The organism is Nocardioides aequoreus (assembly GCF_000720335.1).
GTDB lineage: Bacteria > Actinomycetota > Actinomycetes > Propionibacteriales > Nocardioidaceae > Marmoricola > Marmoricola aequoreus.
The window spans coordinates 513,894-539,066 of sequence record NZ_JOJN01000002.1 but is presented as its reverse complement, the minus strand read 5'-3'; the positions used below and the strand labels follow the sequence as shown (position 1 = coordinate 539,066).

Genomic DNA, 25,173 nt, shown 5'->3' with positions numbered 1-25,173 from the left:
CCCCCTCAGGACCGCTCGACCACGCGGGCGAAGGCGCGCTCGTTGCGCTCGGCGACGCGCACGTAGCGCCAGGCCAGCAGCACCAGCACCGGGTAGCAGCCGAAGCCCAGCACGCCCCAGGACACCGGCATGCCGAAGAGCTGCCACTGCGTCAGCTGGGGGGTCAGCCAGAAGATCAGCGGCAGCATGCCGATCGTGAGCACGAGCATGCCGAGCACGGCCAGAGCGGCGCGCAGCTGGGCGCGCAGCAGCGTGCGCAGGTAGATCTCGCCGACCTCGCTCTGGGCGTCGATCTCCGAGGTCGCCGTACGACGCGGGAGCGCGCGAGGTCGCTCGGTCCAGGGGCTGGTGACGCGCACGCGGGCGCGCTCGTCGGTCACGGCTCGGCCTCGCCCGTGCTCCCGCGCGCGCGTCCGAGCAGGCGCTCGCGCAGGTCGCGCGCGTGGCGCCGGCTCACCGCGAGGCGGTGCCCGTCGACCACCACCCAGGTGCGGCCGCTGTCGGTGTAGAGCTCCTCGACGTAGCCCGTCGAGATCAGCAGCGACCGGTGGGCGCGGACGAAGCCGGCGGCAGCCCACTCGTGCTCGAGCTGCGTCAGCGGGGCCCGCAGCAGGAAGCTGTCGTCGGCCGTGTGGAGCCTGGCGTAGTCGCCCTCGGCCTCGACGTAGCGGATCTGGCCGCGCGGGAGGAAGCGCGTCACTCCCGCACGCTCCACGGCGACCTGGTCGGAGCCGCCGACGTCGCCGCCGCGCTGGTGGAGCACCCGGCGCACCGCCTCGGCGAGACGGTCCTCGCGGATCGGCTTGAGCACGTAGTCGACGGCGTCGAGGTCGAAGGCTGCCACGGCGTGCTCGTCGTGCGCCGTCACGAAGACCAGGGCCGGCGGCGTGCGGAAGCGGGTGAGCACCTCGGCGAGCTCGATGCCGGAGAGCCCGGGCATCTGCACGTCGAGGAAGACGGCGTCGACGTCGCGCTGCTGGAGCAGCCGCAGCGCCTCGGTGGGGGAGTCGGTGCCGTGCACCTCGCCCACGCGGTCGTCGCGCCGCAGCAGGAACATCAGCTCGTCGAGCGCCGGCGGCTCGTCGTCGATGACGAGCACGCGGAGGGCGGGCGCGCTCACGTGGTCACCCCGGGGGCGAACTTGGGCACGCGGACGACGACCCTGGTGCCGGCTCCCGGTGCGGTCTCCACGACCAGACCGTAGGCGTCGCCGAAGGTCGAGCGCAGCCGCTCGTCGACGTTGGCCAGGCCGACCGAGTCGCCCACGTGCTCGCCCGCGAGCACGCGGCGGATGCGCTCGGGCTCCTGGCCCGCGCCGTCGTCCTCGATCGCGATCACGCACTCGCGGTCGAGGTCGCGCGCCTCGATCGTGATCAGGCCGCCCCGGGCGCTGGCCTCGAGACCGTGGCGCACGGCGTTCTCGACCAGGGGCTGCAGGCACAGGAAGGGGATGCTGACGCCGAGCACCTCGGGAGCGACCTGCAGCCGCACCCGGAGCCGGTCACCGAAGCGCGCCTGCTCCAGCAGCAGGTAGCGCTCGATCGAGCGGAGCTCCTCGGCGAGGGTGGTGAAGTCGCCGTGCTCGCGGAAGGAGTAGCGGGTGAAGTCGGCGAACTCCAGCAGCAGCTCGCGGGCACGGTCGGGATCGGTGCGCACGAAGGACGCGATCGCCCCCAGGGAGTTGTAGATGAAGTGCGGGCTGATCTGGGCCCGCAGGGCGCGCACCTCGGCCTGCACCAGCCGGTGCCGCTGCTGCTCGTACGCCGCCAGCGCGAGCTGGCCGGCCACCCAGTCGGCGACCTCGTCGGTGGCGCGCAGCAGCGTCGCGCTGGGCTCGTCGGTGAGGGCGACCAGCGCCCCGGTCACCCGGTCGTCGACCACGAGCGGGCTGGCGATGGCGTGGCGCACCAGGCACCCCTCGGTGGTGCAGGCGAGCCGGTCGCGGCCGGCCACCTCGGTGCTGCCCGAGGCCATCGCCTGCCGGGCCAGGTCGAGGGCCTGGTCGGCGTGGTGCTCGGAGAGCAGGCCGTCGTAGCCCAGCAGCCGCTCGGTGTCGGCGACGGCGAGGGCCGGCGTGCCCAGCAGGCTGCGCAGGTGCTTGAGCGAGCGCTCGACCGACTCCTCGGTCAGCCCGCTGCGGAGGGCGGGGGAGGCCAGCGACGCCGTGTGCAGCGTGCGGAAGGTCGCCTGGTCGGCGTCGCTGCCGAGCTGGCGTGGTCGCCACCGCGGGCGCACGGACTCCCAGGCCACCGGCGCTACCGGAAGTCGATGAGCTGGAAGCCGGGGTCCTCCGGGGGACGCCGGCCGGCGACGGGTGCGGTGTCCTCCCCCTCGGCTGCAGCGTCCTCGCCGTCGGGGGGGCCGGTCTGGGGTGTGGCCTGGGTGCGTGGGGGTCCCGGCGGCACCTCGGGCGGCAGCTCCTCGGGACGCACCACGGCCCGGAAGCACTCGCTGAGGTAGGGCACCTTCATGCCGTCAGGCCCGCGGCCGTAGTCGTCATAGAGCGCCCGGACCCTGCCGAGCGTCTCGTCGCGCGCGTCGTCGGCCAGCGTCGCGACGTGGGAGGTCGAGCGCGCCAGGTCGTCGAGGGTGGCGGCGGTGTGGTGCTGCCAGACCCGGAAGGTCTGCCGCTCGACGAAGCCGAAGTAGGGCGAGTGCATCAGCGCGTCGGCGGCGTCGCCGGAGGTGCCGGAGGTCGGGTTGAGCAGCCGGTGGAGGCGCCGTACCCACGGGATCGAGTCGTCGAAGGCGTTCCACACCAGCGCCAGGCGGCCGCCGGGTCGCAGCACGCGCCCGATCTCGGCCAGCGCCTGGTCGTGGCCGAACCAGTGGAAGGACTGGCCGCAGACCACCACGTCGGCCGAGCGCGAGGGCAGCGGGACCTCCTCGGCCCGCGCCACGGCGTAGGGCACCGGCACGCGGCGGGCCAGCCGGGCCAGCATCTGCGGCGAGGGGTCGGTCGCGACGACGTCGTGGCCGGCGGCGTGCAGGACCTCGGTGAGCTTGCCGGTGCCGGCGCCGAGCTCCAACACGGTGGCGGGGGACCGGCCGACCAGCCAGTCGACGGCGTCGCGCGGGTAGGTGGGGCGGGCGCGGTCGTAGACGTCGGCCACCCGGCCGAAGGACTCTGCCCGCTGCTGGGCGCTGACCTCGCTCATGCTGGCTGCGAAGATACCCTCCGCTGGTGCCCGGACCCCGCCCCCGTACCGACCCGTTGACGTGGCTGACGCAGCTCGAGGGGGTGCCGTCGGCGATGGCCGGGTCGCGCGACGGACTCGACGCCGTGCTCCGCGACCGCGGGCTCCGGCGCACCCGCCCTGAGCAGACGACGGAGTCGCTGCTGCGCGGCGCCCACGCGAGCGCCGTGCTCGAGGGATCGACCTCGTCGCTCGACCAGGTGCGCGCGGGCGACGGCGACGCCGTCGCCCAGGCGGCGCTGCGGGTCAGCACCGAGCTGCTCGCCCAGGTGCCCGTGCTCGCCCGCAGCCCGGTGCAGGCGCTGGCGCGGCTGCACGCGCTGACCGGCGCGCCCGACCCCGGGGCGCCCGTGTCGGCGGAGGCCGCCGCCCGGCTGCAGCAGCTCGGCCGCACGGTGCTCGCCACCGAGCAGCCCGCCCTCGTGGTGGCGGCGCTGGTGCACGCCGAGGTGGTCGCCGCGGCCCCCTTCTCGGCCCACCACGGGCTGGTTGCCCGCGCGGCCGAGCGGCTGGTGCTGGTGCAGCGCGGCCTCGACCCCGCCTCCGTGCTGGTCCCCGAGGCCGGTCACCTCGCGCTGCGCCCGGCGTACGAGGCCCGGTTGCGCGACTACGCCACCGGGGGCCGCGAGGGCGTGCACGCGTGGCTGCTGTACGCCGCGGAGGCCTACGCCGCGGCGGCCGGGGCCAGCCCGATCAACGAGTAGCGGCACGCGGCCGGTCGCCGGGCCGAGGACAGGGTGAGCGGCACCGGGAGGGCACAGCGGAGTGCGTGCCTTCTCGATGCCGCTCGACACACGGGCCCGGCTACCAAGCGTGCACATTCTCAGTTGTGGCCCCCGGAGTATCCGGAATGCCAGCGCCCTGTCAGAAGGGTGGATCGCCGCGTGGGTACCAGCGCCGTGTGGTCCTTGGAGTTGTGCTCCCTGTCTACGCCCGCCCGCGGCGGATCACAAGGGTTGACTTCCCCACCGCCGCGTGGGTCGGGCGTGGCGCGCTCACGCCGCGTGACGGCGGCGGCGCACCCGCAGCCACATGGCGGCGGCGAGGGCGGAGAGCCCCCCGACGGTGAGCACCGCGGCGGTCTGGCGTGGCGGCGGCAGCCGCACCCGGCTGCGCAGCCCGACCGGCACCTCGAAGACGAGGATCGGCCAGCCCCGCTCGGTCGCGAGCCGCCGGAGCTCGCGGTCGGGGTTGACGGCGTACGGGTGGCCGACGAGCGCGAGCATGGGGGCGTCGGTGACGGAGTCGGAGTAGGCGTAGCAGCGCTGCAGGTCGTAGCCGTGCTCCTCGGCCAGGCGCCGCATCGCGATGGCCTTGTTGTCGCCGTAGGCGTAGAAGGTGATCTCGCCGGTGTAGCGCCCGTCGACGACCTCGAGGCTGGTGGCGACCACGTGGTCGGCCCCGAGCAGCTCTCCGATGGGCTCGACCACCTCGGTGCCGCTCGCCGAGACGATGACGACGTCGCGCCCGGCGGCGTGGTGGTCCTCGATCAGGCTGACCGCCTCGTCGTAGACGAGCGGGTCGACGACGTGGTGCAGCGTGTCGGCGACGATCTCCTTGACCGTCTCCACCGGCCAGCCGGCGCACAGCTGCGACATGAACTGCCGCAGCTTCTCCATCTGGTCGTGGTCGGCGCCGCCGGTGAGGAAGACGAACTGGGCGTAGGCCGAGCGCAGCACGGCGGTGCGCGAGATCAGGCCGCCCGCCTGGAACTCGCGGCTGAAGGCCAGGGTGCTCGACTTCGCGATGATGGTCTTGTCGAGGTCGAAGAAGGCCGCGGTGGGACCGGTGGCCGGGGGCATGTCCTCACCCTAGGCGGCGCGCGCCGCTCCGCCCGGCAACCGGCTCCCGTCCACAGGCATGCGCGGGACACCCGTCGTCCACAGGTCGCCGGCCGCCGGGTGCGTCATACTCGGGGCGCGGCCACGCTCGGCCCATGGACCGCGCAGCCCCCCTCGTCGTGACCGGAGACGGCCTGCTCGTCGCCGACCTCCACCGCCTGGCGGCCGCCGCCGGCGTCGTCCCCGAGGTGGTGCGCGACTCCGCGGGAGCGTTGCGTGGCTGGTCGCAGGCCCCCGTCGTGCTCGTCGGGGCCGACTGCGCCGCCGGCCTCGCCGACTGCCGCCCGCCCCGGCGCGGCCGGGTGCACGTGGTCGGGCGGGACCCGCTGCCCGACGCGCTCTTCCGCGAGGCGGTGAGCCTGGGCGCCGAGTCGGTGGCCGAGCTCCCCGCGTCCGAGGGCTGGCTGGTCGAGCTGCTGACCGACGCCGGCGACGGCGGCGGCGCACCCGGGGTGCTCGTCGGCGTGCTGGGCGGCTCGGGAGGAGCCGGCGCGAGCGTCTTCGCCGCGGCGCTCGCGCAGGTGGTCTCCCCCCGTCACGACACCCTGCTCGTCGACGCCGACCCGCTCGGCCCGGGCGCCGACCGGGTGCTGGGGCTCGAGGCGGCCTCCGGCGTCCGGTGGGACTCGTTGGCCAGCACCACCGGACGGCTCTCGTCCCGAGCGCTGCGCGAGGCGCTCCCGAGCAGCGGCCGGCTCTCGGTGCTGAGCTGGCCCGGTGACGACGTCGCGGCGCTGCAGCCCTTCGCCGTGCGCGAGGTGCTCTCGGCGGGCGCGCGCGGCTACGACGCGGTCCTGGTCGACCTGCCGCGGCACCCCGACGCCGTCGCCGAGGAGGTGCTGGCGCGCTGCGACCACGTCGTCCTCGTCGTGCACCTGACCGTGCCCGGGGTGACGGCGGCGAGCCGGCTGGTCCGGCGGCTCGGGGCCGGCGGGCCGACGCTGCACCTCGTCGCCCGCAGCGGGCGGGGCGGCGTCGACGGCGAGGGGGCCAGCCGGGTGCTGGGGCTGCCGCTGCTCGCCGAGATGGGCGACCAGCGCGGCCTCGAGGAGGCCATCGACCTGGGCGTCGGTCCCGCCCGCTCCCACCGCGGTCCTCTCGCCCGGGCGGCCCGGGCGGCGGGCGCGGTGCTGCTCCCGGCCGCCGCCGCAGCCGCGGCCTGAGCCGTGACCGACCTCTCGGGAGCGGTGGCGCCGGTCCGGCCGGCTGCCGAGCTGGGCGAGCTCGTCGACCTGGTCCGCGACCGGCTGGCACGCGATGCCGCCACGCTGACGCCGCGGCTGGTCGCGGAGGCGCTGCGGGAGCGCGGTCGTCCCGTCGGCGACGCCACGGTGCTCGCCGTGCACGACGAGCTGCGGCGCGACGTCGTCGGTGCGGGTCCGCTGGAGCCGCTGCTGCGCCTGCCCGGTGTCACCGACGTCCTCGTCAACGGCCCCGACCAGGTGCACGTCGACCGCGGTGCCGGCCTCGAGCTGACCGGGGTGCGCTTCCCCGACGACCGCGCCGTCCGACGCCTCGCCCAGCGGCTCGCGGCGTCCGCGGGTCGTCGCCTCGACGACGCCTCGCCGTACGTCGACCTGCGGCTGCCCGACGGGAGCCGCTTCCACGCGGTGCTGGCGCCCCTGGCGCGCCCCGGCACCACGATCTCGCTCCGGGTGCCGCGGCAGCGGGTCTTCACCCTGGAGGAGCTGGTGGCGGCCGGCGTCGTGCCGGCCCCCGGGGCCGAGCTGCTCGCGCGGGTGGTGCGGGCACGGCTCGCCTTCCTCGTCAGCGGCGGCACCGGCACCGGCAAGACCACGCTGCTCAACGCCCTGCTCTCGCTGGTCCCGCCCGGGGAGCGGCTGGTGCTCGTCGAGGACGCCTCCGAGCTGCGGCCCGACCACCCGCACGTGGTCGGCCTCGAGGCGCGGCCCGCCAACATCGAGGGCGCCGGTGCCGTGACGCTGCAGACGCTGGTGCGCCAGGCGCTGCGGATGCGGCCCGACCGGCTGGTGGTCGGCGAGGTCCGGGGGGCCGAGGTCGTCGACATGCTCGCCGCGATGAACACCGGCCACGAGGGCGGCTGCGGCACGATCCACGCCAACGGCGCGGCCGAGGTGCCCAGCCGCGTCGAGGGCCTCGGTCTCGCCGCGGGCATGGCACGCGACGCCGTGCACAGCCAGCTGCACGCTGCGCTCGACGTCGTCGTGCACGTCGGGCGCGACCGCGACGGGCGCCGCCGGGTGCGGCAGCTCGGCGTCGTCGGCTGGGAGCGCGGCGAGGGGCTGGTGGTCGACGAGGCCGTCGGCTTCGGTGCCGACGGCTCGCTGCGACGCGGGCCGGCCCACGACCGGCTGCGGTCGCTGCTCGACCGCGGTGAGCACGGGTGACCCCCGCGGCGGCCGCCGCCCTCCTCCTTGCCACGGTGGCGGGGCTGCTGGCGCTGCCGCGACCGCTCGCCCCTCGGCACGCAGGGCCGGTCCCCCCGGTCCTCGCGCGGCCGAGGGGCCTCGTCCTGCGCGGGGCCGGCGCGCTCGGTGTGCTGCTCGGCGCCGTGGCAGGAGCCACGGTGCTCGGCGACGGCCGGCGCGCCGCCCTGGCGCTCATGGCCGGGGCGGTGGCGCTCGCCGGGGCGGCCGCCGTGCGCCGCCGGCGTCGCGCGGCCGCGGCCGACGTACGCCGCGAGCGGGTGCTCGCCGCCTGCGAGGCGCTGACGGCCGACCTGCGCGCCGGACAGCCGCCGGTCACGGCGCTCGAGCGCGCCTGCCGCGACTGGGGTGAGCTGCGCGCCGTGCTGGTCGCCGCCCGCGTCGACGCCGACGTGCCTGCCGCGCTGCGTGGCCTGGCCGGGCGTCCCGGTGCGGGCGACCTGGTCGCGGTGGCGGCCGCCTGGCAGGTGGCGCACGAGACCGGGTCCGGGCTGGCGGGCGCGCTCGAGCAGGTGGTCGGGGGGCTGCGCGAGCGGCGGCGTACGGCGCGGCTGGTGGCGGGCGAGCTGGCCGCGGCCCGGGCGACGGCGCGGCTGCTGGCCCTGCTGCCGGTCGGGGTGCTGGCGCTCGGCAGCAGCCTCGGCGGCGATCCCGTGGGGTTCCTCCTCGCGACCACGCCCGGGCTGGTCTGCCTGGGGGTGGGCCTGTGCCTGTGCTGGCTCGGGTGGCTCTGGCTCGACCGGTTGGCAGCCGGGGTGCTCGACTGATGGGGTCGCCCGCGGCCTGGGTCGCCGCCCTCCTGGTCGGTCTCGCCGTGGCAGCCGCCCTCACCCCTCCGGCGACGCTGCGTGGGCTCGGGCCACCCGGCTCGGTCGAGGTGGGGCGGGCACCCGACCGACGACACGGACTCGACGTGCTCGTCGCGCTCGGGTGCGGCCTGGGGGTGTGGGCCTTCCTCGGCGGCACCATCGGCCTGGGGGCCGGGGTCGTCGGCGCGGTCCTCGCGCTGCGTGCGCTGCGGCGCGTGGAGGCGCCGTCGGTGGGCCGACGTCGTGCCCGGCTCGCCCGCGACCTGCCGACCGCGGTCGACCTCCTGGCGGCGTGCCTCGACGCCGGCGAGGCGCCACCGACGGCGCTGCGCACGGTCGGTCGGGCGCTATTGGGGCCGGCCGAGCAGGAGCTCGTCGCCTTGGCGCACCGGCTCGACCTCGGCGTCGACCCGGGAGTCGTGTGGGGCGAGCTCGCCGCCCACGCCGAGCTCGGACCGCTGGGCCGTGCCCTCGGCCGTGCGCACGAGTCCGGTGCCTCGGTCAGCGACGTCGTGCACGAGCTGGCGGTCGACCTCAGGGAGCGCGCCCGGGCCGGGGTCGAGGAGCGCGCCCGGGCGCTCGAGGTGAAGGTCGCGGCACCGCTCGGGCTGTGCCTGCTGCCGGCCTTCGTCGTGCTCGGGATCGTGCCGATGGTGGTCGGGCTTGTCGCCACCCTGGCGCCGTCGTGAGCGGGGCGCCCCGACCGGCTCTCCTCCACAGGCACGTGCGGCCCGGGAGTTGTCCACGGGTTCCGGCAAGGGGCTCGTGGGAGGTCCCCGGCCCGGCGAGCGTCGTCCCCGTCAACCGATCCGGCTCGGCGCCGACCTCCGGCGCCACGTCCATGAGGAGAAGCACCATGCACCACTCGACCCTGCTCCGTCGCCACCCCGACCTGCTGCGCGGCGGCGGCGCCGTCCGTCTCCGCGACGAGGCGGGCGCCACCACGGCGGAGTACGCCACCGTCACCGGCGCCGCCGTCGGCTTCGGCGCGCTGCTGTGGAAGCTCATCACCAGCGAGCTCGGCATGAAGATCCTGCAGATGGTCTTCGACTGGGTCCTCAGCCTGCTGCCGGGGTGAGCGGTCGCCGGCGGAGCGGCCCCTCCCTGCGCTCCGCCGGCAGCCGACACCCACCACGTCCGCTGCGTCGTCCATCCCTCAGCCCCAGGAGTTCCCATGCGTCATCCGACCGCAGGCCGTCACCCTCGCCGTGGTGAGTCCGGAGCCGTCTCGGCCGAGGCGGCGATGGCACTGCCCACCCTCGTCGTCCTCACCGTCGCGCTGGCCTGGATCGTCTCCTACGGCGTCACCCAGGTCCGCGTGGTCGACGCCGCGCGCGAGACCGCCCGCGCGGCCGCCCGGGCCGACACCGCCGTCGACGCCGCCTCGCTGGGTCGTCGGGTGGCGCCCCGCGGGGCCCGGGTGAGCGTCTCGGCCGGGCCGGAGACGGTGGTGGCGCGCGTGAGCGCGACGGTGCGGGGTCCGGGCGGGGTCTTCGCGCGGCTCGGTCCGGTCACCGTGAGCTCGGAGGCCGTGGCCGCGGCGGAGCCGACGTGGTGAGCCGCCGGCCCCGCGACGACGAGTCCGGTGCCGCGAGCGTGCTGACCCTCGCCCTGCTCGGAGTCCTCGTGCTCGTCGGCCTGGCCTCGGCCGGTGTCGTGGCGGTGGTCACCGGCCACCGCACGGCCCAGGCCGGGGCCGATCTCGCGGCCCTCGCCGGGGCCGGCGCGCTGCAAGACGGCGGCGACGCGTGCGGCACCGCGGCCGAGGTCGCCCGGCGCAACCGCACCACCCTGGAGGGGTGCCGCGTCGTCGACTGGGAGGTGGTCGTCGAGGTCGTCGGCGAGGTGCGGCTGCTCCGTGGGCAGGCCGCGCTCCGAGCGCGGGCGCGCGCCGGTCCGGTCAGCCTGCTGACGCCGCCGTGAGGGTGCTGTCGCCGGCGGCCCGGAGCAGCAGGTCGAGCAGCCGCACGGCGCCGGCCTTGTCGAGCGGGTTGTTCTGGTTGCCGCACTTGGGCGACTGCACGCACGACGGACAGCCGTCGGCGCAGCCGCACGACGCGATCGTCTCGCGCGTGGCCCGCAGCCACGGGGCGGCCGCCCGGTAGCCGCGCTCGGCGAAGCCGGCGCCGCCGGGGTGGCCGTCGTGCACGAAGACCGTGAGCATGCCGGTGTCGGGGTGCAGGGCGGTGGAGACGCCGCCGAGGTCCCACCGGTCGCAGGTCGCGAAGAGCGGCAGCAGCCCGATCGACGCGTGCTCGGCCGCGTGCGCCGCGCCGGGCAGGTCGCGCTCGGCGACGCCGCAGTCGTGGAGCAGCTCCGGCGGCAGGGTCCACCAGACCGCGGTGGTGCGCAGCGAGCGGGGCGGCAGGTCGAGGGGCTCCTCGGCGAGCACCTCGCCGGACGGCACCCGACGCTTGAGGTAGGAGACGACCTGGTGGGTCACCTCGACCTCCCCGAGGCTCAGGGTCGCCGCTCCCCAGGCCACGTGCTCCCGCTCGGCGAGCACCCGGATGTCGGTCGTCTCGCGGGCGGAGGTGCTGTAGCCGGGGTCGTCGCGCACCACCGACGCGACGTGGGTCTCGAGGTCGAGGTCGTGCACCAGCCAGGTCTCGCCCTGGTGCACGTAGACCGCGCCGGCGTGCGCGGCCCCGTGGGCTGCCCCCGCGTCGACGGTGCCGAGCACGCGACCGGTGAGCTCCTCCACGAGCCGCACCGGCTCGCCTCCGGTGGAGCGGATGTCGGCCAGGTCGCACGCGCGTCGGCGCTCGGTCCAGAACCAGCCGTGCGGGCGACGGCGCAGCAGGCCCCCGGACGTCAGGGCGTCGACGGCCTCCCGGGCGCCCGGACCGAAGAGTTCGAGGTCGGCGACCCGCAGCGGGTGCTCGGCCGCGGCGGCGCACAGGTGGGGGCCGAGCACGTAGGGGTTGGCGGGGTCGAAGACGTTGGCCTCGACCGGCGCACCGAGGAGCGCGTCGGGGTGGCCCACGAGGTAGGTGTCGAGGGGGTCGTCACGGGCGACCAGCACGGCCAGGGCGTCGCCGCCGTCGCGACCGGCGCGGCCCAGCTGCTGCCAGAGGGCCGCCCGGGTGCCGGGGTAGCCCGCCAGGAGCACGGCGTCGAGGCCGCTGACGTCGATGCCGAGCTCGAGGGCGTTGGTGGCGGCGAGCCCGGTCAGGTGGCCGGCGCGCAGCGCTGCCTCGAGCGCGCGCCGCTCCTCGGGCAGGTAGCCGCCGCGGTAGGCCGCGACTCGGTCGACCAGCACGGGGTCGACCTCGGCGAGCAGGCGGCGCGAGGTCTGGGCGACGGTCTCGACGCCCTTGCGCGAGCGGACGAAGGCCAGCGTGCGCACGCCGTCGACGACGAGGTCGGTCAGCAGGTCGGCCACGACCGCCGGCGCGGAGCGCCGCGGCCGCTCGCCGCTCTCCTGGTCGCCCTGGTCGTGACCGTGCTGGTCGGCTCCGGCCGCCACGCCGGGCTCGTGGAGCGCGAGGGCCGTGCGCCCGCGCGGCGACCCGTCGTCGGTCACGGCGACCACCTCGAGCCCGGTGAGCCGACCGGCCAGGTCGGCGGGCTCGGCGACGGTGGCCGAGGCGAGCACGAAGGTGGGGCTGGCACCGTGCAGCGCCGCCACCCGTCGCAGCCGCCGGAGCACGTGGGAGACGTGGGCGCCGAAGACGCCACGGTAGTGGTGGCACTCGTCGACCACGACGTGGCTCAGCGAGCCCCAGAAGTGCGACCAGCGCTCGTGGCCGGGCAGCAGGGAGCGGTGCAGCATGTCGGGGTTGGTCAGCACGTACTCCGCGTGGTCGCGCGTCCACGCCCGCTCGTCGGGCGTGGAGTCGCCGTCGTGCGTGGCGCACCGCACCGGCAGGCCCAGGCGGCGCAGCGTCGCGAGCTGGTCGTGGGCGAGCGCCTTGGTGGGCGCGAGGTAGAGGACGGTGGCGCCGCGCTGGCCCTTGGCACCGCGCCGGGTCTCGACGGCGTGCAGCGCGGGCAGCTGGTAGGCCATCGACTTGCCGGAGGCCGTGCCCGTGGCGACCACGACGTGGCTGCCGGCGTGCGCGAGGTCGGCGGCGATCCGCTGGTGGCTCCAGGGCTGCGCCACGCCCAGGCCGGCGAAGGCGTCGCGCACCGGCGGAGCCAGCCAGGCCGGCCAGGGCGCGGACCGGGCCTCGCGCGCCGGGACCACGTGCAGGCTGGTGCTGCCGTCGTGCGTCGACAGCAGCCCCTCGACCTGAGCCTCCACGTCGATGACCTGCACCCCCGCAGTCTGACAGCGTGGGCCGACAGGTTGGCCCGCCCCGCCGCTCGGCCGTGGTTGAATGCACCCGCAAGCGCGAGCGCAAGGGCGAGGTGCGGGTACATCTCGCTCGGAGGTGGGAGACCTGTGGATCTGACGCTGCGGACCCGTGAGACCGCTGACCGCACGATCGTCGCGGTCGGTGGCGAGATCGACGTCTACACCGCTCCCAAGCTGCGCGACAAGATCTCCGAGCTCGTCGGCGAGGGGCACCACCAGCTCCTCATCGACATGGAGGGCGTCGACTTCCTCGACTCCACCGGCCTCGGCGTCCTGGTGGGCGGCCTGAAGAAGGTCCGCGCCCACGACGGCTCCATGGAGCTGATCTGCTCCCAGGACCGCCTGCTGAAGATCTTCCGGATCACCGGCCTGGCGAAGGTCTTCACGATCCACGACAGCGAGGCCGACGCGCTCAGCGTGTGAGCCCCTGCTCCACCCACCCGGCTGCCACGCCGGGCGTTCCCGCGCGACACCACACGCTCGTGTGAGCCAGGTCACGGCGTGGGGCGAAACGACCCGTAGACTCCGCGGCTGTCACTACCGACAACCCCCGAGGAGAGACATGAGCGGGCTCGTTCCCCTTGCCGCTGCTTCACCTGTCGAGCTCGCCGGCGGCAACCTCGTGCTGGTCATCGTCGTCCTCCTGATCGCGCTGGGTGCGCTCGGGATGGCCGTGATGTTCCGCAAGGAGGTCCTCGACGCCGCCGAGGGCACCGACAACATGAAGAACATCGCGCACGCCGTCCAGGAGGGCGCGGACGCCTACCTGCGGCGGCAGTTCCGCACGCTCGGCATCTTCGCGGCGATCGCCTTCGTCGCGCTCCTCGCACTGCCGGCCGAGTCGGTCGGCGTCCGGATCGGGCGCTCGCTCTTCTTCGTGCTCGGCGCCGGCTTCTCCTCGGCCATCGGCTACCTGGGCATGGCGCTGGCCGTGCGCGCCAACCTGCGGGTGGCGGCCGCGGCCAACACCGAGGGCCGCGACCCCGCGATGAAGATCGGCTTCCGCACCGGCGCCTTCGTCGGCATGGCGACCGTGGGCCTCGGTCTGCTCGGCGCCAGCCTCGTGGTGCTGATCTTCCAGGACTCCGCCCCCACCGTGCTGGAGGGCTTCGGCTTCGGTGCCGCGCTGCTCGCGATGTTCATGCGGGTCGGCGGCGGCATCTTCACCAAGGCCGCCGACGTCGGCGCCGACCTCGTCGGCAAGGTGGAGAACAACATCCCCGAGGACGACCCGCGCAACGCCGCCACCATCGCCGACAACGTGGGCGACAACGTCGGCGACTGCGCCGGCATGGCGGCCGACCTCTTCGAGTCCTACGCCGTGACGCTGGTCGCCGCCCTGATCCTCGGCTCCGCCGTCTTCGGCAACGACGGTCTGGTCTTCCCGCTGGTGGTGCCCGCGATCGGCGCGCTGACCGCCGTGCTCGGCGTCTACATCACCAAGCCGCGCCCGGGGGAGAACGGCCTGACCACCATCAACCGCGCCTTCTACATCTCCGCCGCGGTGGGCGCCGTCGCCTCCGTGGTCGCGGCGTTCGTCTACCTGCCCGGCAGCTTCGCCGAGTTCGACAACCTCTCGCCCGCCATGGCGGCGGCCGAGGGCGACCCGCGGGTCATCGCCTCGCTGGCCGTGGTGATCGGCATCGTCATGGCGGCCGGCATCCTCGCGCTGACCGGCTACTACACCGGCACGGAGTTCCGTCCGGTCAAGGACGTCGCCGGCACCTCGGTGACCGGTCCGGCCACGGTGATCCTCTCCGGCCTCTCGGTCGGCTTCGAGTCGGCCGTCTACACCACGCTCGTGATCGGCGCGGCCGTCTTCGGCGCCTACCTGCTGGGTGGCGCCACGCTGACAGTCTCGCTCTTCGCCGTCGCCCTCGCCGGCTGCGGCCTGCTGACCACCGTCGGCGTGATCGTCGCGATGGACACCTTCGGTCCGGTCTCCGACAACGCCCAGGGCATCGCGGAGATGTCGGGCGACGTGAGCGAGGAGGGGGCCCAGATCCTCACCGAGCTCGACGCCGTGGGCAACACCACCAAGGCGATCACCAAGGGCATCGCGATCGCGACGGCCGTGCTCGCCGCGACCGCGCTCTTCGGCTCCTACGCCACCTCGGTCATCGAGGCGGTGGCCGACTCCGGTGCCCCCGACGACTTCGACTTCACGCGCTTCTTCGTCTACGACCCGAGCGTGCTCGTCGGCGTCCTCCTCGGTGCCGCCGTCGTCTTCCTCTTCTCCGGCCTGGCCATCAACGCCGTCGGCAGGGCGGCGGGCGCCGTGGTCATGGAGGTGCGCCGCCAGTTCCGCGACATCCCCGGGATCATGGAGGGCACCGGGCGTCCGGAGTACGGCAAGGTCGTCGACATCGTCACCCGCGACTCGCTGCGCGAGCTGGTGACCCCCGGCGTGCTGGCCGTGCTGGCGCCGATCGCGGTCGGCTTCGGCCTCGGCGTCACCGCGCTGGCGGGCTTCCTCGCCGGGGCGATCGGCACCGGCGTGCTGATGGCGGTCTTCCTCGCCAACGCGGGCGGTGCGTGGGACAACGCCAAGAAGCTGGTCGAGGACGGCCACCACGGCGGGAAGGGATCGCCGTCGCACGAGGCGACCGTCATCGGCGACACCGTCGGCGACCCCTTCAAGGACACCGCCGGCCCGGCCATCAACCCGCTGATCAAGGTGATGAACCTCGTCGCCCTGCTGATCGCCGGTGCCGTGGTCTCGATGAGCCTCGGCGACGACGCCAACACGCCGCTGCGGCTGGTGATCGCCTTCGCGGCACTCGCCGGCATCGTGGTCGCGGTGGTCATCTCCAAGCGTCGCTCCTCGGTCATCACCGACGAGGCCCCGGCGACCGCCACCACCGCCTGACCCACGCCGTACGCCGCACGACGGGCGCCGACTCCCACCACCGGGGGTCGGCGCCCGTCGTACGTCTGCGCCCTGGAGGGCAACGGGCTCACCCGAGCGGGGGGCAGCCGCCGAGGTCGGGGTCGGTCAGCAGGGCGGGGGCGAGCACGGTCCAGGCGTCGCCGTAGTACGTCGGGGAGGCGCGCTGCTGGTCGCGGGCGGCGGCGACGGCTGACCGGGCGGCCTCCGTGTCGCCACCGGCCGCGAGACCGGCCGCCTGCGCCATCGTCACCAGCGGGCTGGCGTCGTCGCTCTGCGGGGCGCCCTGCAGGTCGTAGCGGGCGACCGGGTCGCCGTCGTGACGGGCGACCAGCGCCGCGACCGACGCCGCGAGCCGGGTGTCGTCCTCCACGCAGGACTCCGCGAGGCGCAGCGGGAGGCGTGCCGCGTCGTAGGAGTACGCCGGGGGCGCCGACCCGTCGGGGCTGCCGGTGGCGCGAGCGACGCCGTCGGTGCCGACCTCGGCCCAGTCCGGGGGCAGCTGGTCGCCGGGCAGGGAGGCGAGCGCCGCGCGCGAGCCCGCTTCCAGCTCGGCCCACCGGGGGTCGCCCGACGCCTCGGCGAGCATCGCGGTCGCGACGGGGGAGACGTAGCTGGGGTTGAAGGTGTACGGCGCCTCGGTCGCCCACTGCCCGGCGACGAGGAGCCGTCCGGCGGGCACCTCGACGGTCAGGTGGTCGAGCACGGCCCCGCCCAACGCCACGGCCTGGTCGCGGTAGTCGCCGCCCCAGGCGTCGCCGGCCAGCAGCAGCGCCCGCGCCATGTCGACCTCGGCGTCGGAGGCCGACGGCTCGTCGACCACGGCGCCGTCGGCCCAGTGCCAGCTGAAGAGGCCGTCGTCGCGCGTCAGGTGGTCTCGCGTCCAGCCCCAGACCCGGTCGAAGGTCTCCTGGTCGTCGGCGGTGAGCGCGATCAGCATCGCGTAGGCCTGGCCCTCGCTGACGGTGTCGCCGCCCTGGTCACGGCGCACCACGCGCCCGTCGTCGTCGACGTAGGTGGCGAGGAACCCCGCCGCCGTCACCGGCGCGCCGTCGCCCGTGGGGGCCGCGTCGTCGGTGCCGCACCCGGCCACCAGCAGGAGGCAGAGCAGGCCCACCGGGACCCGAGCCCGCGCACCACCCATGCGGCAACGCTAGCGTTCGCGGGTGAGCTGGACCGGACCCCTCCGCGACGCGCTCGTCGCCGCCGACTTCACCTACGACCGCGTCGTCGAGCTGCTCGGCGAGGAGGCCCACCGCGCGCTCGGGCGCAACGAGACCCTGCCGGGCCTCCGCGCCACGACGGGCGGCACCCCGCTCGAAACCCTGACCCGGCTCTTCCTGCTGCAGGCGCCGGTCGCGACGGCGGCCGCGGAGGCTGCCCTGCCGGGGCTGGTCGACCGGCTCGGGGTCGCCGGCGTGCTGGCCCAGTCGGTGGCCGAGGTGCGCGCCCGGCTCGACTGCCGTCCGTACGCCGCCGACGACCACGACCTGTGGCTGCTCAGCGACCTCACGCCCGGTCTCGACGGCCAGCCGACGCGGGTCGGCGCCGACCACGTGCTCGGGATCTCGTCGGCGGCCACGTCGCTGGCCCAGCTGACCAGCCGCGAGCCCGTGCGCCGCGCGCTCGACCTGGGCACCGGGTGCGGCGTCCAGGCGCTGCACCTGGCGACGCACGCCGAGAGCGTCGTCGCCACCGACGTCAACGAGCGGGCGCTCTGGCTGACCCGGCTCAACGCCGAGCTCAACGAGGTCGGGGGCATCGAGCCCCGTCGCGGCAGCTTCTACGAGCCCGTGGCCCAGGAGCGCTTCGACCTGGTGACGACCAACCCGCCCTTCGTGATCTCCCCGGCCACGGGGGAGCGGCTGGTCTACCGCGACTCCGGCCTGCCGGGCGACCAGGTCGTCGAGCACGTGGTGCGCGGCCTCTCCGACGTGCTCGCCGACGGGGGCACCGGGCAGGTGCTGGCCAACTGGATGGTGCTGCGCCGCCGACCGTGGGACGAGCGCCTCGCGGAGTGGCTCGACCCCGGCCACGACGCCTGGGTGGTGCAGCGCGAGCTGGTCGACCTCCCGACCTACGTCGAGCTGTGGCTCAAGGACGCCGGCCACCATCCGGCGACGGGGCTCACCTCCGTGGCGGAGTACCACCAGCGCTACGACACCTGGCTGTCCTGGCTGGAGGAGCAGGGAGCCGAGGCGGTCGGCTTCGGCTGGATCACGGTGCGGGCCGGCGGTGCCGGTGCCCACCGGCTCGAGGACTGGCCCTACGACGTGGAGCAGCCGATCGCGCCCGACCTCACCGGCCTGCTGGACCGCACGGCCGGGCTGCGGCACCTGGACGACGCGGCGCTGCTCGCCGCGCGGCCCGTCACGCGCGTCGACGTGCGGCAGGAGACCTACGGCGCCGCCGGCGCCGAGGACCCCGAGGAGATCGTGCTGCGCCAGCAGCGGCTGCTCCGACGGGCACGTCGTGCCGACACCGTCGAGGCCGCCCTGGTCGGCGCCTTTGACGGCGACCTCACGGTCGGGCAGGTGCTCGACGCGCTGGGGCAGCTGCTCGACCGCGACGCCGGCGAGCTGCGCGCGGCGTACCTCCCGGTGGTGCGCGAGCTGGTGATCGAGGGCTTCCTCACGCTGGCCACCGGCTGACCGACCGCCGCTCCCGGCTGGCTAGGGTGCTGCGCCGTGCGCACCCTGACCTACCTCGTCGCCACCACCCTCGACGGCTTCGTCGCCGGCCCCGACGGCGACGACCCCACCGGGCCGGACGGCTTCTGGCCCGTGACCGAGCCCTACGTGCGCCACCTGGCCGAGACCTGGCCGGAGACGCTCCCCGCGGTGGCGCGGGAGGCCCTCGGTCTCGAGGCGCCTCCCCGGCACTTCGACACCGTGCTCGAGGGTCGCGGCTCCTACGAGGTCGGGCTGGCCGCGGGGGTCGAGGACGCCTACCCGCACCTGCGCCACGTCGTCTACTCCCGCACCCTCTCCGCGAGGCCGGGGTCGCGGGTCGAGGTCGTGGCCGACGACCCTGTGGCCCACGTGCGGGCGCTGAAGCAGGAGCCCGGCGCCGGCCTCTGGCTCGTCGGCGGCGGCGCGATCGCGGGCACCCTCGCCGAGGAGATCGACCGGCTGGTGCTGAAGGTCGCCCCGGTGACCACCGGGAGCGGGATCGCGCTGCTGGGCGACGCGCCGTTCGCCCCCCGCTCCTGGGAGCTGGTCGACCACGCCGTCCTCGACGGCGGCACCGTCGTGCTCGACCACCGCCGCATCCGTGACTGAGCCCGCGACGGGGCAACTGAACCACCACTAGACCAGCGGCGCGTCGCCGTCGGCGGCGCAGGCCCCCGTAGGGGGCGCCCGGCGCGGAGCCGGTACGACGAGGGCGTGCGCCCCTCGCCCGAGGCCTGCGCGTCACCGGGTAGTTGACGGGAGGCGTTACGGTGACGCCGATCCGCAACTCCCCCTTCGAAGGACCAGGCAGAAGCAACTCGTGGCACACAAGCTCGTCATCGTCGAGTCCCCGGCCAAGGCCCGCACCATCGAGGGCTACCTGGGCAAGGGCTACGTCGTGGAGTCCTCCATCGGACACATCCGCGACCTGCCGCAGAGCGCGGCCGACATCCCCGCCAAGCTGAAGGGGGAGCCCTGGGCGCGCCTCGGCGTCGACGTCGACCACGGCTTCGAGCCGGTCTACGTGGTCAGCCGCGACAAGAAGTCGCACATGACCAAGCTCAAGGGGCTGCTCAAGGACGCCGACGAGCTCTTCCTCGCCACCGACGAGGACCGCGAGGGCGAGGCGATCGCCTGGCACCTGCTCGACGAGCTCAAGCCCAAGGTGCCGGTGCGCCGGATGGTCTTCCACGAGATCACGCCCCAGGCCATCAACGCCGCGGTGCAGAACCCGCGCGAGATCGACATGGACCTGGTCGAGGCGCAGGAGGCGCGGCGCATCCTCGACCGGCTCTACGGCTACGAGGTCTCGCCGGTGCTGTGGCGCAAGGTGATGTCGGGCCTGTCCGCGGGCCGGGTGCAGTCGGTGGCGACCCGGCTGGTGGTCGACCGCGAGCGCGAGCGCATCGCCTTCCGGATGGCGTCCTACTGGGACCTCGAGGGCACCTTCGACGCCGGCGAGCGGCACGAGCAGCGGATGTTCCCCGCACGGCTGCACTCCCTCGACGACGTGCGCGTCGCCCGAGGCACCGACTTCGACGACCGCGGCCAGCTGAAGGGCGCCCAGAAGGGCACCCAGCGCGTGCACCTCGACCGCAACGCCGCCGAGACCCTGGTCGAGGCGCTGCACGACACGTCCTTCGAGGTGCGCTCGGTGGAGGCCAAGCCCTACACGCGCAAGCCCTACGCGCCGTTCCGCACCACCACGCTGCAGCAGGAGGCGAGCCGCAAGCTCGGCTTCGGGGCCTCGCGCACCATGTCGGTCGCGCAGCGGCTCTACGAGAACGGCCACATCACCTACATGCGCACCGACTCCACGACGCTCTCGGAGACGGCCGTCAACGCGGCGCGCACCCAGGCCCGTGAGCTGTACGGCGCGGAGTACCTCCCCGACGCCCCGCGCACCTACACCTCGAAGGTCAAGAACGCCCAGGAGGCGCACGAGGCGGTGCGCCCGGCCGGCGACGCCTTCCGCACCCCGGCCCAGACGGGCCTGCGGGGCGACGAGTTCCGGCTCTACGAGCTGATCTGGATGCGCACCATCGCCTCGCAGATGCGCGACGCGCAGGGCCAGTCGGTGAGCGTGCGTCTCGGCGGCGCGGCGTCCGACGGTCGCGACGTGGTCTTCGCGGCGTCCGGTCGCACGATCACCTTCCACGGCTTCCTCAAGGCCTACGTCGAGGGCAGCGACGACGGCGGCCGCGCCGACGACGCCGAGACGCGGCTCCCCAACCTGGAGCAGGGCGAGGCGGTCAGCGCCGCCAGGCTGAGCGCGGAGGGCCACCAGACCAAGCCGCCGTCGCGCTACACCGAGGCGACGCTGGTGGCAGAGCTGGAGAAGCGCGAGATCGGCCGGCCCTCGACGTACGCCTCGATCATCGGGACCATCCTCAACCGCGGCTACGTCTACAAGAAGGGCACCGCGCTCGTCCCGTCGTGGCTGGCCTTCTCGGTCGTCCGGCTGCTGGAGGACCACTTCAGCAGGCTGGTGAGCTACGAGTTCACCGCGGCGCTCGAGGACGTGCTCGACGAGATCGCCGGCGGTCGCAAGGACCGCAACACCGAGCTCGCGCAGTTCTACTTCGGCGCCGGCGAGGTCGAGGGGCTGCAGAAGCTGGTCAACGAGCTCGGCGACATCGACGCCAAGGAGCTCGCGACCTTCCCCGTGGGCGACGCCGACAGCGGCATCCACCTGCGCGTCGGCCGCTACGGCCCGTACGTCGAGGGTCCCGACGACGACGGCACCGCCTTCGCCAAGCGGGCGAACGTGCCCGACGACCTGCCCCCCGACGAGCTGACCGTGGCCAAGGCCGAGGAGCTGCTTGCCAACCCGGCGGGCGAGGAGATCCGGCTCGGGGAGCACCCCGAGACCGGGCTGCAGGTGGTGGCCAAGAACGGTCGCTACGGCCCCTACGTCACCGAGCTGCTGCCCGAGGACGCGCCGAAGAAGGCCAAGCCGCGCACCTCCTCGCTCTTCAAGGACATGTCGCTCGACACGATCTCCCTGGAGACCGCCGTGCAGCTGCTCTCGCTGCCGCGCGTGGTGGGCGTGGCGCCCGACGGCGAGGAGATCACCGCGCAGAACGGCCGCTACGGTCCCTACCTGAAGAAGGGCACCGACTCGCGGTCGCTGGAGCGCGAGGAGCAGCTCTTCGACCTCACCCTCGACCAGGCGCTGGCCATCTACGCCCAGCCCAAGCAGCGCGGCCGGGCCGCGGCGGCCCCGCCGCTCAAGGAGCTGGGCAACGACCCCGTCTCCGGGCAGCCGGTCGTGGTCAAGGCCGGGCGCTTCGGCGAGTACGTCACCGACGGCGAGTACAACGCCACGCTCCGCAAGGACGACTCCGTCGAGGCGATCACGATCGAGCGTGCCGCCGAGCTGCTGGCCGAGCGCCGCGCGAAGGGACCGGCCAAGAAGGCCGCCAAGCGGGCACCGGCGAAGAAGGGCGCAGCGAAGAAGTCGACGGCCAAGAAGTCGACCGCCAAGAAGAGCACCGCCAAGAAGACGTCGGCCAAGAAGGCCGCGACCAAGAAGTCCTGACGCCGGGTCGTGCCCCCGGCCGACTAGCATCGGCAGCGTGCGACTGATCTCAGGCAGGACCGCTCGGGCCGTGGCGACGGGGACCCTGCTGGCGACGCTGGCCGCGTGCGGCAACAGCTCCTCCGAGCCCGAGGCCGACCCGTCGGCTTCGGCCAGCGAGAGCGCCAGCGAGGGCGCCAGCGAGGGCGCCAGCGAGGGCGCCGGGGAGGCGGCGGCCTGCGACGGGGACACCCAGGAGGTCGAGGGGGCCCAGGGCGTCGTGCTCACCGTGCCGGCCGACTGGACCGTGGAGGTCCTCGGTGGTGGGGAGGACGTGCGCCTGGCCGGGCCCGACGGCGACACCGTCGAGGGCCAGCTGGTGGTGCAGGAGACCGGGCAGACCATCGACGAGGGCGTCTCCGACGCCGAGCGGCTCAACTCCCAGAGCGAGAAGACCGCCGAGGAGGAGATCGAGCTCCCCGGCTTCGACGCCGCCCGGCAGCTGGCCTTCGAGGGGGCCGCGACCGGCTCCTCCAACACCACGGTCGTCGCGGTCTCCGGCGGTCTGCGGGTGGTCGCCTACGCGATCGTCGAGGACTCGCCCGACGACCTGGCCCTGGCGACCGGCTGCATGCTGACGCTCCGGCGCTGAGCCACGCGGGCTACGGGGCGGAGCGGGGCGTCGCCTCGGCGATGGACCCGGACCGGATCTGCTCCTGGCCGCACTCGGCCCCGGTCGTGAGCACGTGCTGGGCGGGGTCGGCAGGGTCGACGCAGACGAAGACCGGGTTGCCCGGTGACCAGGCGTCGTCGCTGAGGTCGCCCTCGGCGCCGTACCACTGCCCGGCGCTCCGGTAGGCGTAGTCGAAACGCCACGACGAGGTCGGGGCCTGCCCGACGTCGCGGGGCTCCCCGACGACCGTGGCCTCCACCTGCTCGGTGAGGGCGCTCTGGTCGTCGCCGTTGCCCAGGGTCCAGAAGAGCAGGGCGGCGAAGCCGCCGACGGCGACGATCGCGACGACCACGACGCAGCCGACTGCCTTCACGCGGGCTCCTGGGCCGCGCGCACCTTTAGGCTCGAGCTCACCCGGTCGGCGAGCTCGCCGCCGACGGGGTTGTCGGGGACGACCACCCGGACGACGTGCATCACCTCGCCGTCGGTGCTCACGACGACGCGGTGTCGCACGGCGTGGCCGCGGACCTCGCCGCTGACGTCGGCCGCCGCGGCAGCCGTGGCGCCCGGCACCAGCACCGCCACGTCGCGCACCTCGGGCGCGTCCGCGCCGTCGGGGCCCTGCGGCTGCAGCTGGCGCAGCTCCCAGGCCAGGTGGTCGCGGGTGCCGTGGGCGTTGCCGAGGCGGGTCTCGCGGACGGCCACGGCGAGCGTGAAGAGCTCGCTGCCGTCGCCGATCCACTGCCACATGCGGCCGTGCGTGCCCCGCAGGGCGTGGGGTGGCTCGTCGGGCGCGAGCAGCTCCATCGGCCCGAGGTCGGTCGTCTCCAGCGCCATGCTCACCCTCCCTGGTTGACCGGCAGCTGCGCGGCGTCGATCTGGTAGACCTCGTTGCGTCCGGGCTCGCGGTACCAGACCTGGGTCGCGGTCTCGGCGTCGGCGCCGTACTCCACCTCGACGCCACCGATCGGGCCCGCGTCGACGTCGACCTCGCCCGAGGAGATCCTCTCACTGACGGTCTGGCGCACCACGAGCTCGCCGTTGTCGAGCGCGAGGTCCTTGGCCCGGTCGAAGTCGCCCTCGCCGATGGCGGCCTTGATGTCCTCCAGCGCCGGGTTGTCGGCGTCGACCTTGATCTGCACGTCGACCCCCATCGCCGAGGAGCTGCCGGGCGGTGCGGTGATGCCGAGGTTGGCGTTGGCCGCACTCGCGCTCATCTCGCCCCGGAGGGTCAGCGAGTCGAAGTCGCCGTCCCTGGTGATCTGCAGCTCGCCGGAGAGCCCCGCCGCCGCGCCGTAGCCCGTCTCCTGCTGACCGGGTGCGGTGCGGCCGAGGTCGGCCTCGGCCGTGGCCTCCAGCTTGACGCCGTACTTCTCCTCCGCCCAGTCGTAGTAGGCCTCGGCGCGACCCTCGATGGCGCCGCGCGCCCACGGGGCGTCGAACTCGACCTCGCCGGAGGCGTAGACCCCGGTGCGGAAGCTCGAGATGTCCTGGTCCATGACGTACTCGGCGACGTTGGTGGCCACCGCCGCCGGCGCGTTGGTGGCGTCGCGCCAGCCGAGGTCGAACGCCGCGTCGTCGAGCCCGTCGAGGAAGGCCTGCGCCTCCTCGACGGAGTCGAACTTCAGCTCCAGCTCGGTGGTGGCGCCGGCGCCGACGTCGGCCTCCGCGCCCCCGACGCTGATCTCGCGGCCGAGGCCCGCCTCCAGGGCGAGCTTCATCTTCACGGTGCCGTCGGCCATGACGGCGTAGTCGGCCTGGGCCTTGCCCTCGAGCTCCCAGGTCGCGAGCTCGAGCTCGGCCTCGAGGTAGGCGGAGATGGTGTGGATGGCGACGTCGTCGCCCAGCAGCTCGGCCAGCTGCTCGGGGGTGAGGTCGTCCATGCTCTCGGGCGTCTGCGTGACCGCGTCGGCGAGGCTGCCGTCACCGCCCTCGGTCTTGGAGTCGATGGCCGACTGCAGCGCGGCCGCGAGGTCGAGGTCGGCCTGCTGGGCCTCGTCGAGCGCGGCGTCGATGTCGGCGACGACCTCGGCGATGCTGTTCTCGGCGGCGCGCACCTCGAGCGGGTCGTCGTAGCTCGCCGGGTCGTCGACCTGGCCGGAGGCGTGGTTGACGGTCAGGCCCCTGCTGGCAGCGAGGTCGAGCGCCGTCCGGAGCCTGGACTTCGCCGAGACGATCCGCACCTGCACGTCGTCGAGGTTGACGGCCACGTCGGAGACCTCGGCGGCGATGTCGTTGAGCCGGCTGCGCAGCTCGTCGTGCGCCCGGTGGGCGCCGCCGGCGGAGCCGGCGACCCAGGTCGCGGGCGGCTTGCCCCCGTCGATCTCGTCCTGCAGGTCCACCAGCTGCCGGCGCCTGCTGACCAGGGCGTCGGCGATCTCGCCCAGCTTCTCGGGCTTCCACTCCAGGAGGTTCGCGATGGTGACCATGCCCGCCTCCTCAGTACGCCGTCTCGCCGGTGCGGTGCATCAGGATCCGCAACCGCTGGTCGGCCAGGTAGTCGGAGTTGTCGTACTCGGTGGCGGCGTCGCGCAGCCGGGTGGCCTGGCCCTCGGCGTCCTCGGCCCAGGTGTCGAAGCGCGTGCGCCAGGTCGAGGAGAGGCTGGTGGCGGCACCCGCGCTCTGGCTCCCCGGCATCGCCGCACTGATCTCGCCGACGCGACCGCTGGGGTCGGCGCCCTTCACCCCCGTGCCCGCTGCCTCGATCTGCTGGCCGGCGGCCCGCAAGTCTGCCTGGACGACCTCGTAACCCGACACTGCTGCATCAACCCCCCGATGAGTCCAGAGCGAGGCTAGGCGAGATCGGCTCCCCTGTCATCGAGACGGACGGATCCGGCCACCCGACGGCTGGGTCCGCTAACGTCGC

The 25,173-nt window shown here is 74.7% G+C and carries 25 protein-coding genes; 14 read left to right on the top strand and 11 right to left on the bottom strand.

Translation table 11 applies throughout. From position 1 onward, the window contains the following. Positions 1–5 precede the first annotated feature (5 nt). Genes IG63_RS0105155 through IG63_RS0105140 form a run of 4 tightly spaced genes read right to left on the bottom strand, consistent with a single transcriptional unit; the run spans position 6 to position 3,158 of the window. Positions 6–380 (bottom strand): hypothetical protein, encoded by a 375-nt coding sequence (locus IG63_RS0105155; protein ID WP_030483310.1) that lies wholly within the window; start codon positions 378–380, stop codon positions 6–8. Then, positions 377–1,120: a LytR/AlgR family response regulator transcription factor gene (locus IG63_RS0105150; protein WP_030483309.1), complete on the bottom strand. Its 744-nt coding sequence runs from the start codon at positions 1,118–1,120 to the stop codon at positions 377–379. The genes IG63_RS0105155 and IG63_RS0105150 overlap by 4 nt, the downstream gene beginning before the upstream one ends. Next, on the bottom strand, positions 1,117–2,250 hold the full coding sequence (locus tag IG63_RS0105145) for a sensor histidine kinase (protein WP_051706166.1): 1,134 nt from the start codon (positions 2,248–2,250) through the stop codon (positions 1,117–1,119). The genes IG63_RS0105150 and IG63_RS0105145 overlap by 4 nt, the downstream gene beginning before the upstream one ends. A gap of 5 nt (positions 2,251–2,255) precedes the next feature. After that, positions 2,256–3,158, bottom strand: coding sequence for a class I SAM-dependent methyltransferase (locus tag IG63_RS0105140; protein ID WP_051706165.1), 903 nt, complete (start codon positions 3,156–3,158; stop codon positions 2,256–2,258). 26 nt (positions 3,159–3,184) lie between these two features. On the opposite strand from IG63_RS0105140, the gene IG63_RS0105135 reads away from it, so the two are divergent. Beyond that, positions 3,185–3,901, top strand: a complete 717-nt coding sequence (locus IG63_RS0105135) for a Fic family protein (protein ID WP_245604336.1) — start codon at positions 3,185–3,187, stop codon at positions 3,899–3,901. Between the two features lie 291 nt (positions 3,902–4,192). On the opposite strand, the gene IG63_RS0105130 is transcribed toward IG63_RS0105135, so the two are convergent. Next, positions 4,193–4,999, bottom strand: a complete 807-nt coding sequence (locus IG63_RS0105130; RefSeq protein ID WP_036194413.1) for an HAD family hydrolase — start codon at positions 4,997–4,999, stop codon at positions 4,193–4,195. A gap of 134 nt (positions 5,000–5,133) precedes the next feature. On the opposite strand from IG63_RS0105130, the gene ssd reads away from it, so the two are divergent. The 7 genes from ssd to IG63_RS0105095 all read left to right on the top strand — a co-directional run bounded on the left by ssd (position 5,134) and on the right by IG63_RS0105095 (position 10,178). Then, a complete protein-coding gene (ssd, locus tag IG63_RS0105125) occupies positions 5,134–6,201 on the top strand; it encodes a septum site-determining protein Ssd (protein WP_030483304.1) in 1,068 nt (355 codons plus the stop codon). A 3-nt stretch (positions 6,202–6,204) separates the two neighbouring features. Further along, positions 6,205–7,407 (top strand): TadA family conjugal transfer-associated ATPase, encoded by a 1,203-nt coding sequence (locus IG63_RS0105120; RefSeq protein WP_051706164.1) that lies wholly within the window; start codon positions 6,205–6,207, stop codon positions 7,405–7,407. Beyond that, complete coding sequence (locus IG63_RS22555; protein WP_051706163.1) at positions 7,404–8,213, top strand: type II secretion system F family protein; 810 nt, start codon at positions 7,404–7,406, stop codon at positions 8,211–8,213. The genes IG63_RS0105120 and IG63_RS22555 overlap by 4 nt, the downstream gene beginning before the upstream one ends. After that, positions 8,213–8,944: a type II secretion system F family protein gene (locus IG63_RS0105110; RefSeq protein WP_051706162.1), complete on the top strand. Its 732-nt coding sequence runs from the start codon at positions 8,213–8,215 to the stop codon at positions 8,942–8,944. Before IG63_RS22555 ends, IG63_RS0105110 begins: the two co-directional genes overlap by 1 nt. Positions 8,945–9,111: 167 nt before the next feature. After that, positions 9,112–9,333: a DUF4244 domain-containing protein gene (locus IG63_RS0105105; protein ID WP_030483300.1), complete on the top strand. Its 222-nt coding sequence runs from the start codon at positions 9,112–9,114 to the stop codon at positions 9,331–9,333. 165 nt (positions 9,334–9,498) lie between these two features. Continuing rightward, on the top strand, positions 9,499–9,813 hold the full coding sequence (locus IG63_RS0105100) for a TadE family type IV pilus minor pilin (protein WP_084596621.1): 315 nt from the start codon (positions 9,499–9,501) through the stop codon (positions 9,811–9,813). Beyond that, positions 9,810–10,178 carry an Rv3654c family TadE-like protein gene (locus IG63_RS0105095; RefSeq protein WP_030483298.1) on the top strand — a complete coding sequence of 123 codons (369 nt, stop codon included), beginning with the start codon at positions 9,810–9,812 and terminating at the stop codon, positions 10,176–10,178. The genes IG63_RS0105100 and IG63_RS0105095 overlap by 4 nt, the downstream gene beginning before the upstream one ends. Here the strand turns inward: IG63_RS0105095 and IG63_RS0105090 are convergent. Then, complete coding sequence (locus IG63_RS0105090; protein ID WP_245604335.1) at positions 10,156–12,516, bottom strand: DEAD/DEAH box helicase; 2,361 nt, start codon at positions 12,514–12,516, stop codon at positions 10,156–10,158. The two genes, IG63_RS0105095 and IG63_RS0105090, sit on opposite strands and share 23 nt — an antisense overlap. Positions 12,517–12,642: 126 nt before the next feature. Between IG63_RS0105090 and IG63_RS0105085 the strand changes: the two genes are divergently transcribed. After that, a complete protein-coding gene (locus IG63_RS0105085; protein WP_030483554.1) occupies positions 12,643–12,978 on the top strand; it encodes an STAS domain-containing protein in 336 nt (111 codons plus the stop codon). Positions 12,979–13,117: 139 nt separating this feature from the next. Continuing rightward, positions 13,118–15,424 carry a sodium-translocating pyrophosphatase gene (locus IG63_RS0105080; protein ID WP_036194412.1) on the top strand — a complete coding sequence of 769 codons (2,307 nt, stop codon included), beginning with the start codon at positions 13,118–13,120 and terminating at the stop codon, positions 15,422–15,424. Between the two features lie 88 nt (positions 15,425–15,512). Here the strand turns inward: IG63_RS0105080 and IG63_RS20450 are convergent, their stop codons facing one another. Next, positions 15,513–16,586, bottom strand: a complete 1,074-nt coding sequence (locus IG63_RS20450) for a family 8 glycosyl hydrolase (protein ID WP_084596620.1) — start codon at positions 16,584–16,586, stop codon at positions 15,513–15,515. A gap of 22 nt (positions 16,587–16,608) precedes the next feature. On the opposite strand from IG63_RS20450, the gene IG63_RS0105070 reads away from it, so the two are divergent. The 4 genes from IG63_RS0105070 to IG63_RS20445 all read left to right on the top strand — a co-directional run bounded on the left by IG63_RS0105070 (position 16,609) and on the right by IG63_RS20445 (position 22,286). Continuing rightward, positions 16,609–18,093 carry a DUF7059 domain-containing protein gene (locus IG63_RS0105070; protein WP_030483294.1) on the top strand — a complete coding sequence of 495 codons (1,485 nt, stop codon included), beginning with the start codon at positions 16,609–16,611 and terminating at the stop codon, positions 18,091–18,093. Between the two features lie 36 nt (positions 18,094–18,129). Next, positions 18,130–18,723, top strand: a complete 594-nt coding sequence (locus IG63_RS0105065) for a dihydrofolate reductase family protein (protein ID WP_030483293.1) — start codon at positions 18,130–18,132, stop codon at positions 18,721–18,723. A 211-nt stretch (positions 18,724–18,934) separates the two neighbouring features. Next, positions 18,935–21,655, top strand: coding sequence for a type I DNA topoisomerase (topA, locus tag IG63_RS0105060; RefSeq protein WP_030483292.1), 2,721 nt, complete (start codon positions 18,935–18,937; stop codon positions 21,653–21,655). 37 nt (positions 21,656–21,692) lie between these two features. Further along, positions 21,693–22,286: a hypothetical protein gene (locus tag IG63_RS20445; protein ID WP_157210033.1), complete on the top strand. Its 594-nt coding sequence runs from the start codon at positions 21,693–21,695 to the stop codon at positions 22,284–22,286. 10 nt (positions 22,287–22,296) lie between these two features. Here IG63_RS20445 and IG63_RS0105050 read toward each other — a convergent pair whose 3' ends face one another. From IG63_RS0105050 to IG63_RS0105035, 4 genes are read right to left on the bottom strand one after another with little or no spacing between them, the layout of a single operon-like run. After that, positions 22,297–22,680: a DUF3592 domain-containing protein gene (locus IG63_RS0105050; protein WP_030483291.1), complete on the bottom strand. Its 384-nt coding sequence runs from the start codon at positions 22,678–22,680 to the stop codon at positions 22,297–22,299. After that, on the bottom strand, positions 22,677–23,144 hold the full coding sequence (locus IG63_RS0105045; RefSeq protein WP_030483290.1) for a hypothetical protein: 468 nt from the start codon (positions 23,142–23,144) through the stop codon (positions 22,677–22,679). The genes IG63_RS0105050 and IG63_RS0105045 overlap by 4 nt, the downstream gene beginning before the upstream one ends. A 2-nt stretch (positions 23,145–23,146) precedes the next feature. Beyond that, a complete protein-coding gene (locus IG63_RS0105040) occupies positions 23,147–24,736 on the bottom strand; it encodes a hypothetical protein (RefSeq protein WP_030483289.1) in 1,590 nt (529 codons plus the stop codon). 10 nt (positions 24,737–24,746) lie between these two features. Next, the gene (locus IG63_RS0105035; RefSeq protein ID WP_157210032.1) at positions 24,747–25,064 is read right to left on the bottom strand and encodes a hypothetical protein; all 318 of its coding nucleotides are present in this window, start codon (positions 25,062–25,064) and stop codon (positions 24,747–24,749) included. Between the last annotated feature and the right edge of the window lie 109 nt (positions 25,065–25,173).

Excerpts from the sequence above, each read along its gene's own strand:
- IG63_RS0105140 (WP_051706165.1), bottom strand. The coding sequence starts at position 3,158 with ATGAGCGAGGTCAGCGCCCAGCAGCGGGCAGAGTCCTTCGGCCGGGTG.
- IG63_RS0105045 (WP_030483290.1), bottom strand. The coding sequence starts at position 23,144 with ATGGCGCTGGAGACGACCGACCTCGGGCCGATGGAGCTGCTCGCGCCC.
- IG63_RS0105100 (WP_084596621.1), top strand. The coding sequence starts at position 9,499 with ATGGCACTGCCCACCCTCGTCGTCCTCACCGTCGCGCTGGCCTGGATC.
- ssd (WP_030483304.1), top strand. The coding sequence starts at position 5,134 with ATGGACCGCGCAGCCCCCCTCGTCGTGACCGGAGACGGCCTGCTCGTC.
- IG63_RS20450 (WP_084596620.1), bottom strand. The coding sequence starts at position 16,586 with ATGGGTGGTGCGCGGGCTCGGGTCCCGGTGGGCCTGCTCTGCCTCCTG.
- IG63_RS0105040 (WP_030483289.1), bottom strand. The coding sequence starts at position 24,736 with ATGGTCACCATCGCGAACCTCCTGGAGTGGAAGCCCGAGAAGCTGGGC.
- IG63_RS0105130 (WP_036194413.1), bottom strand. The coding sequence starts at position 4,999 with ATGCCCCCGGCCACCGGTCCCACCGCGGCCTTCTTCGACCTCGACAAG.
- IG63_RS0105110 (WP_051706162.1), top strand. The coding sequence starts at position 8,213 with ATGGGGTCGCCCGCGGCCTGGGTCGCCGCCCTCCTGGTCGGTCTCGCC.
- IG63_RS0105105 (WP_030483300.1), top strand. The coding sequence starts at position 9,112 with ATGCACCACTCGACCCTGCTCCGTCGCCACCCCGACCTGCTGCGCGGC.
- IG63_RS0105080 (WP_036194412.1), top strand. The coding sequence starts at position 13,118 with ATGAGCGGGCTCGTTCCCCTTGCCGCTGCTTCACCTGTCGAGCTCGCC.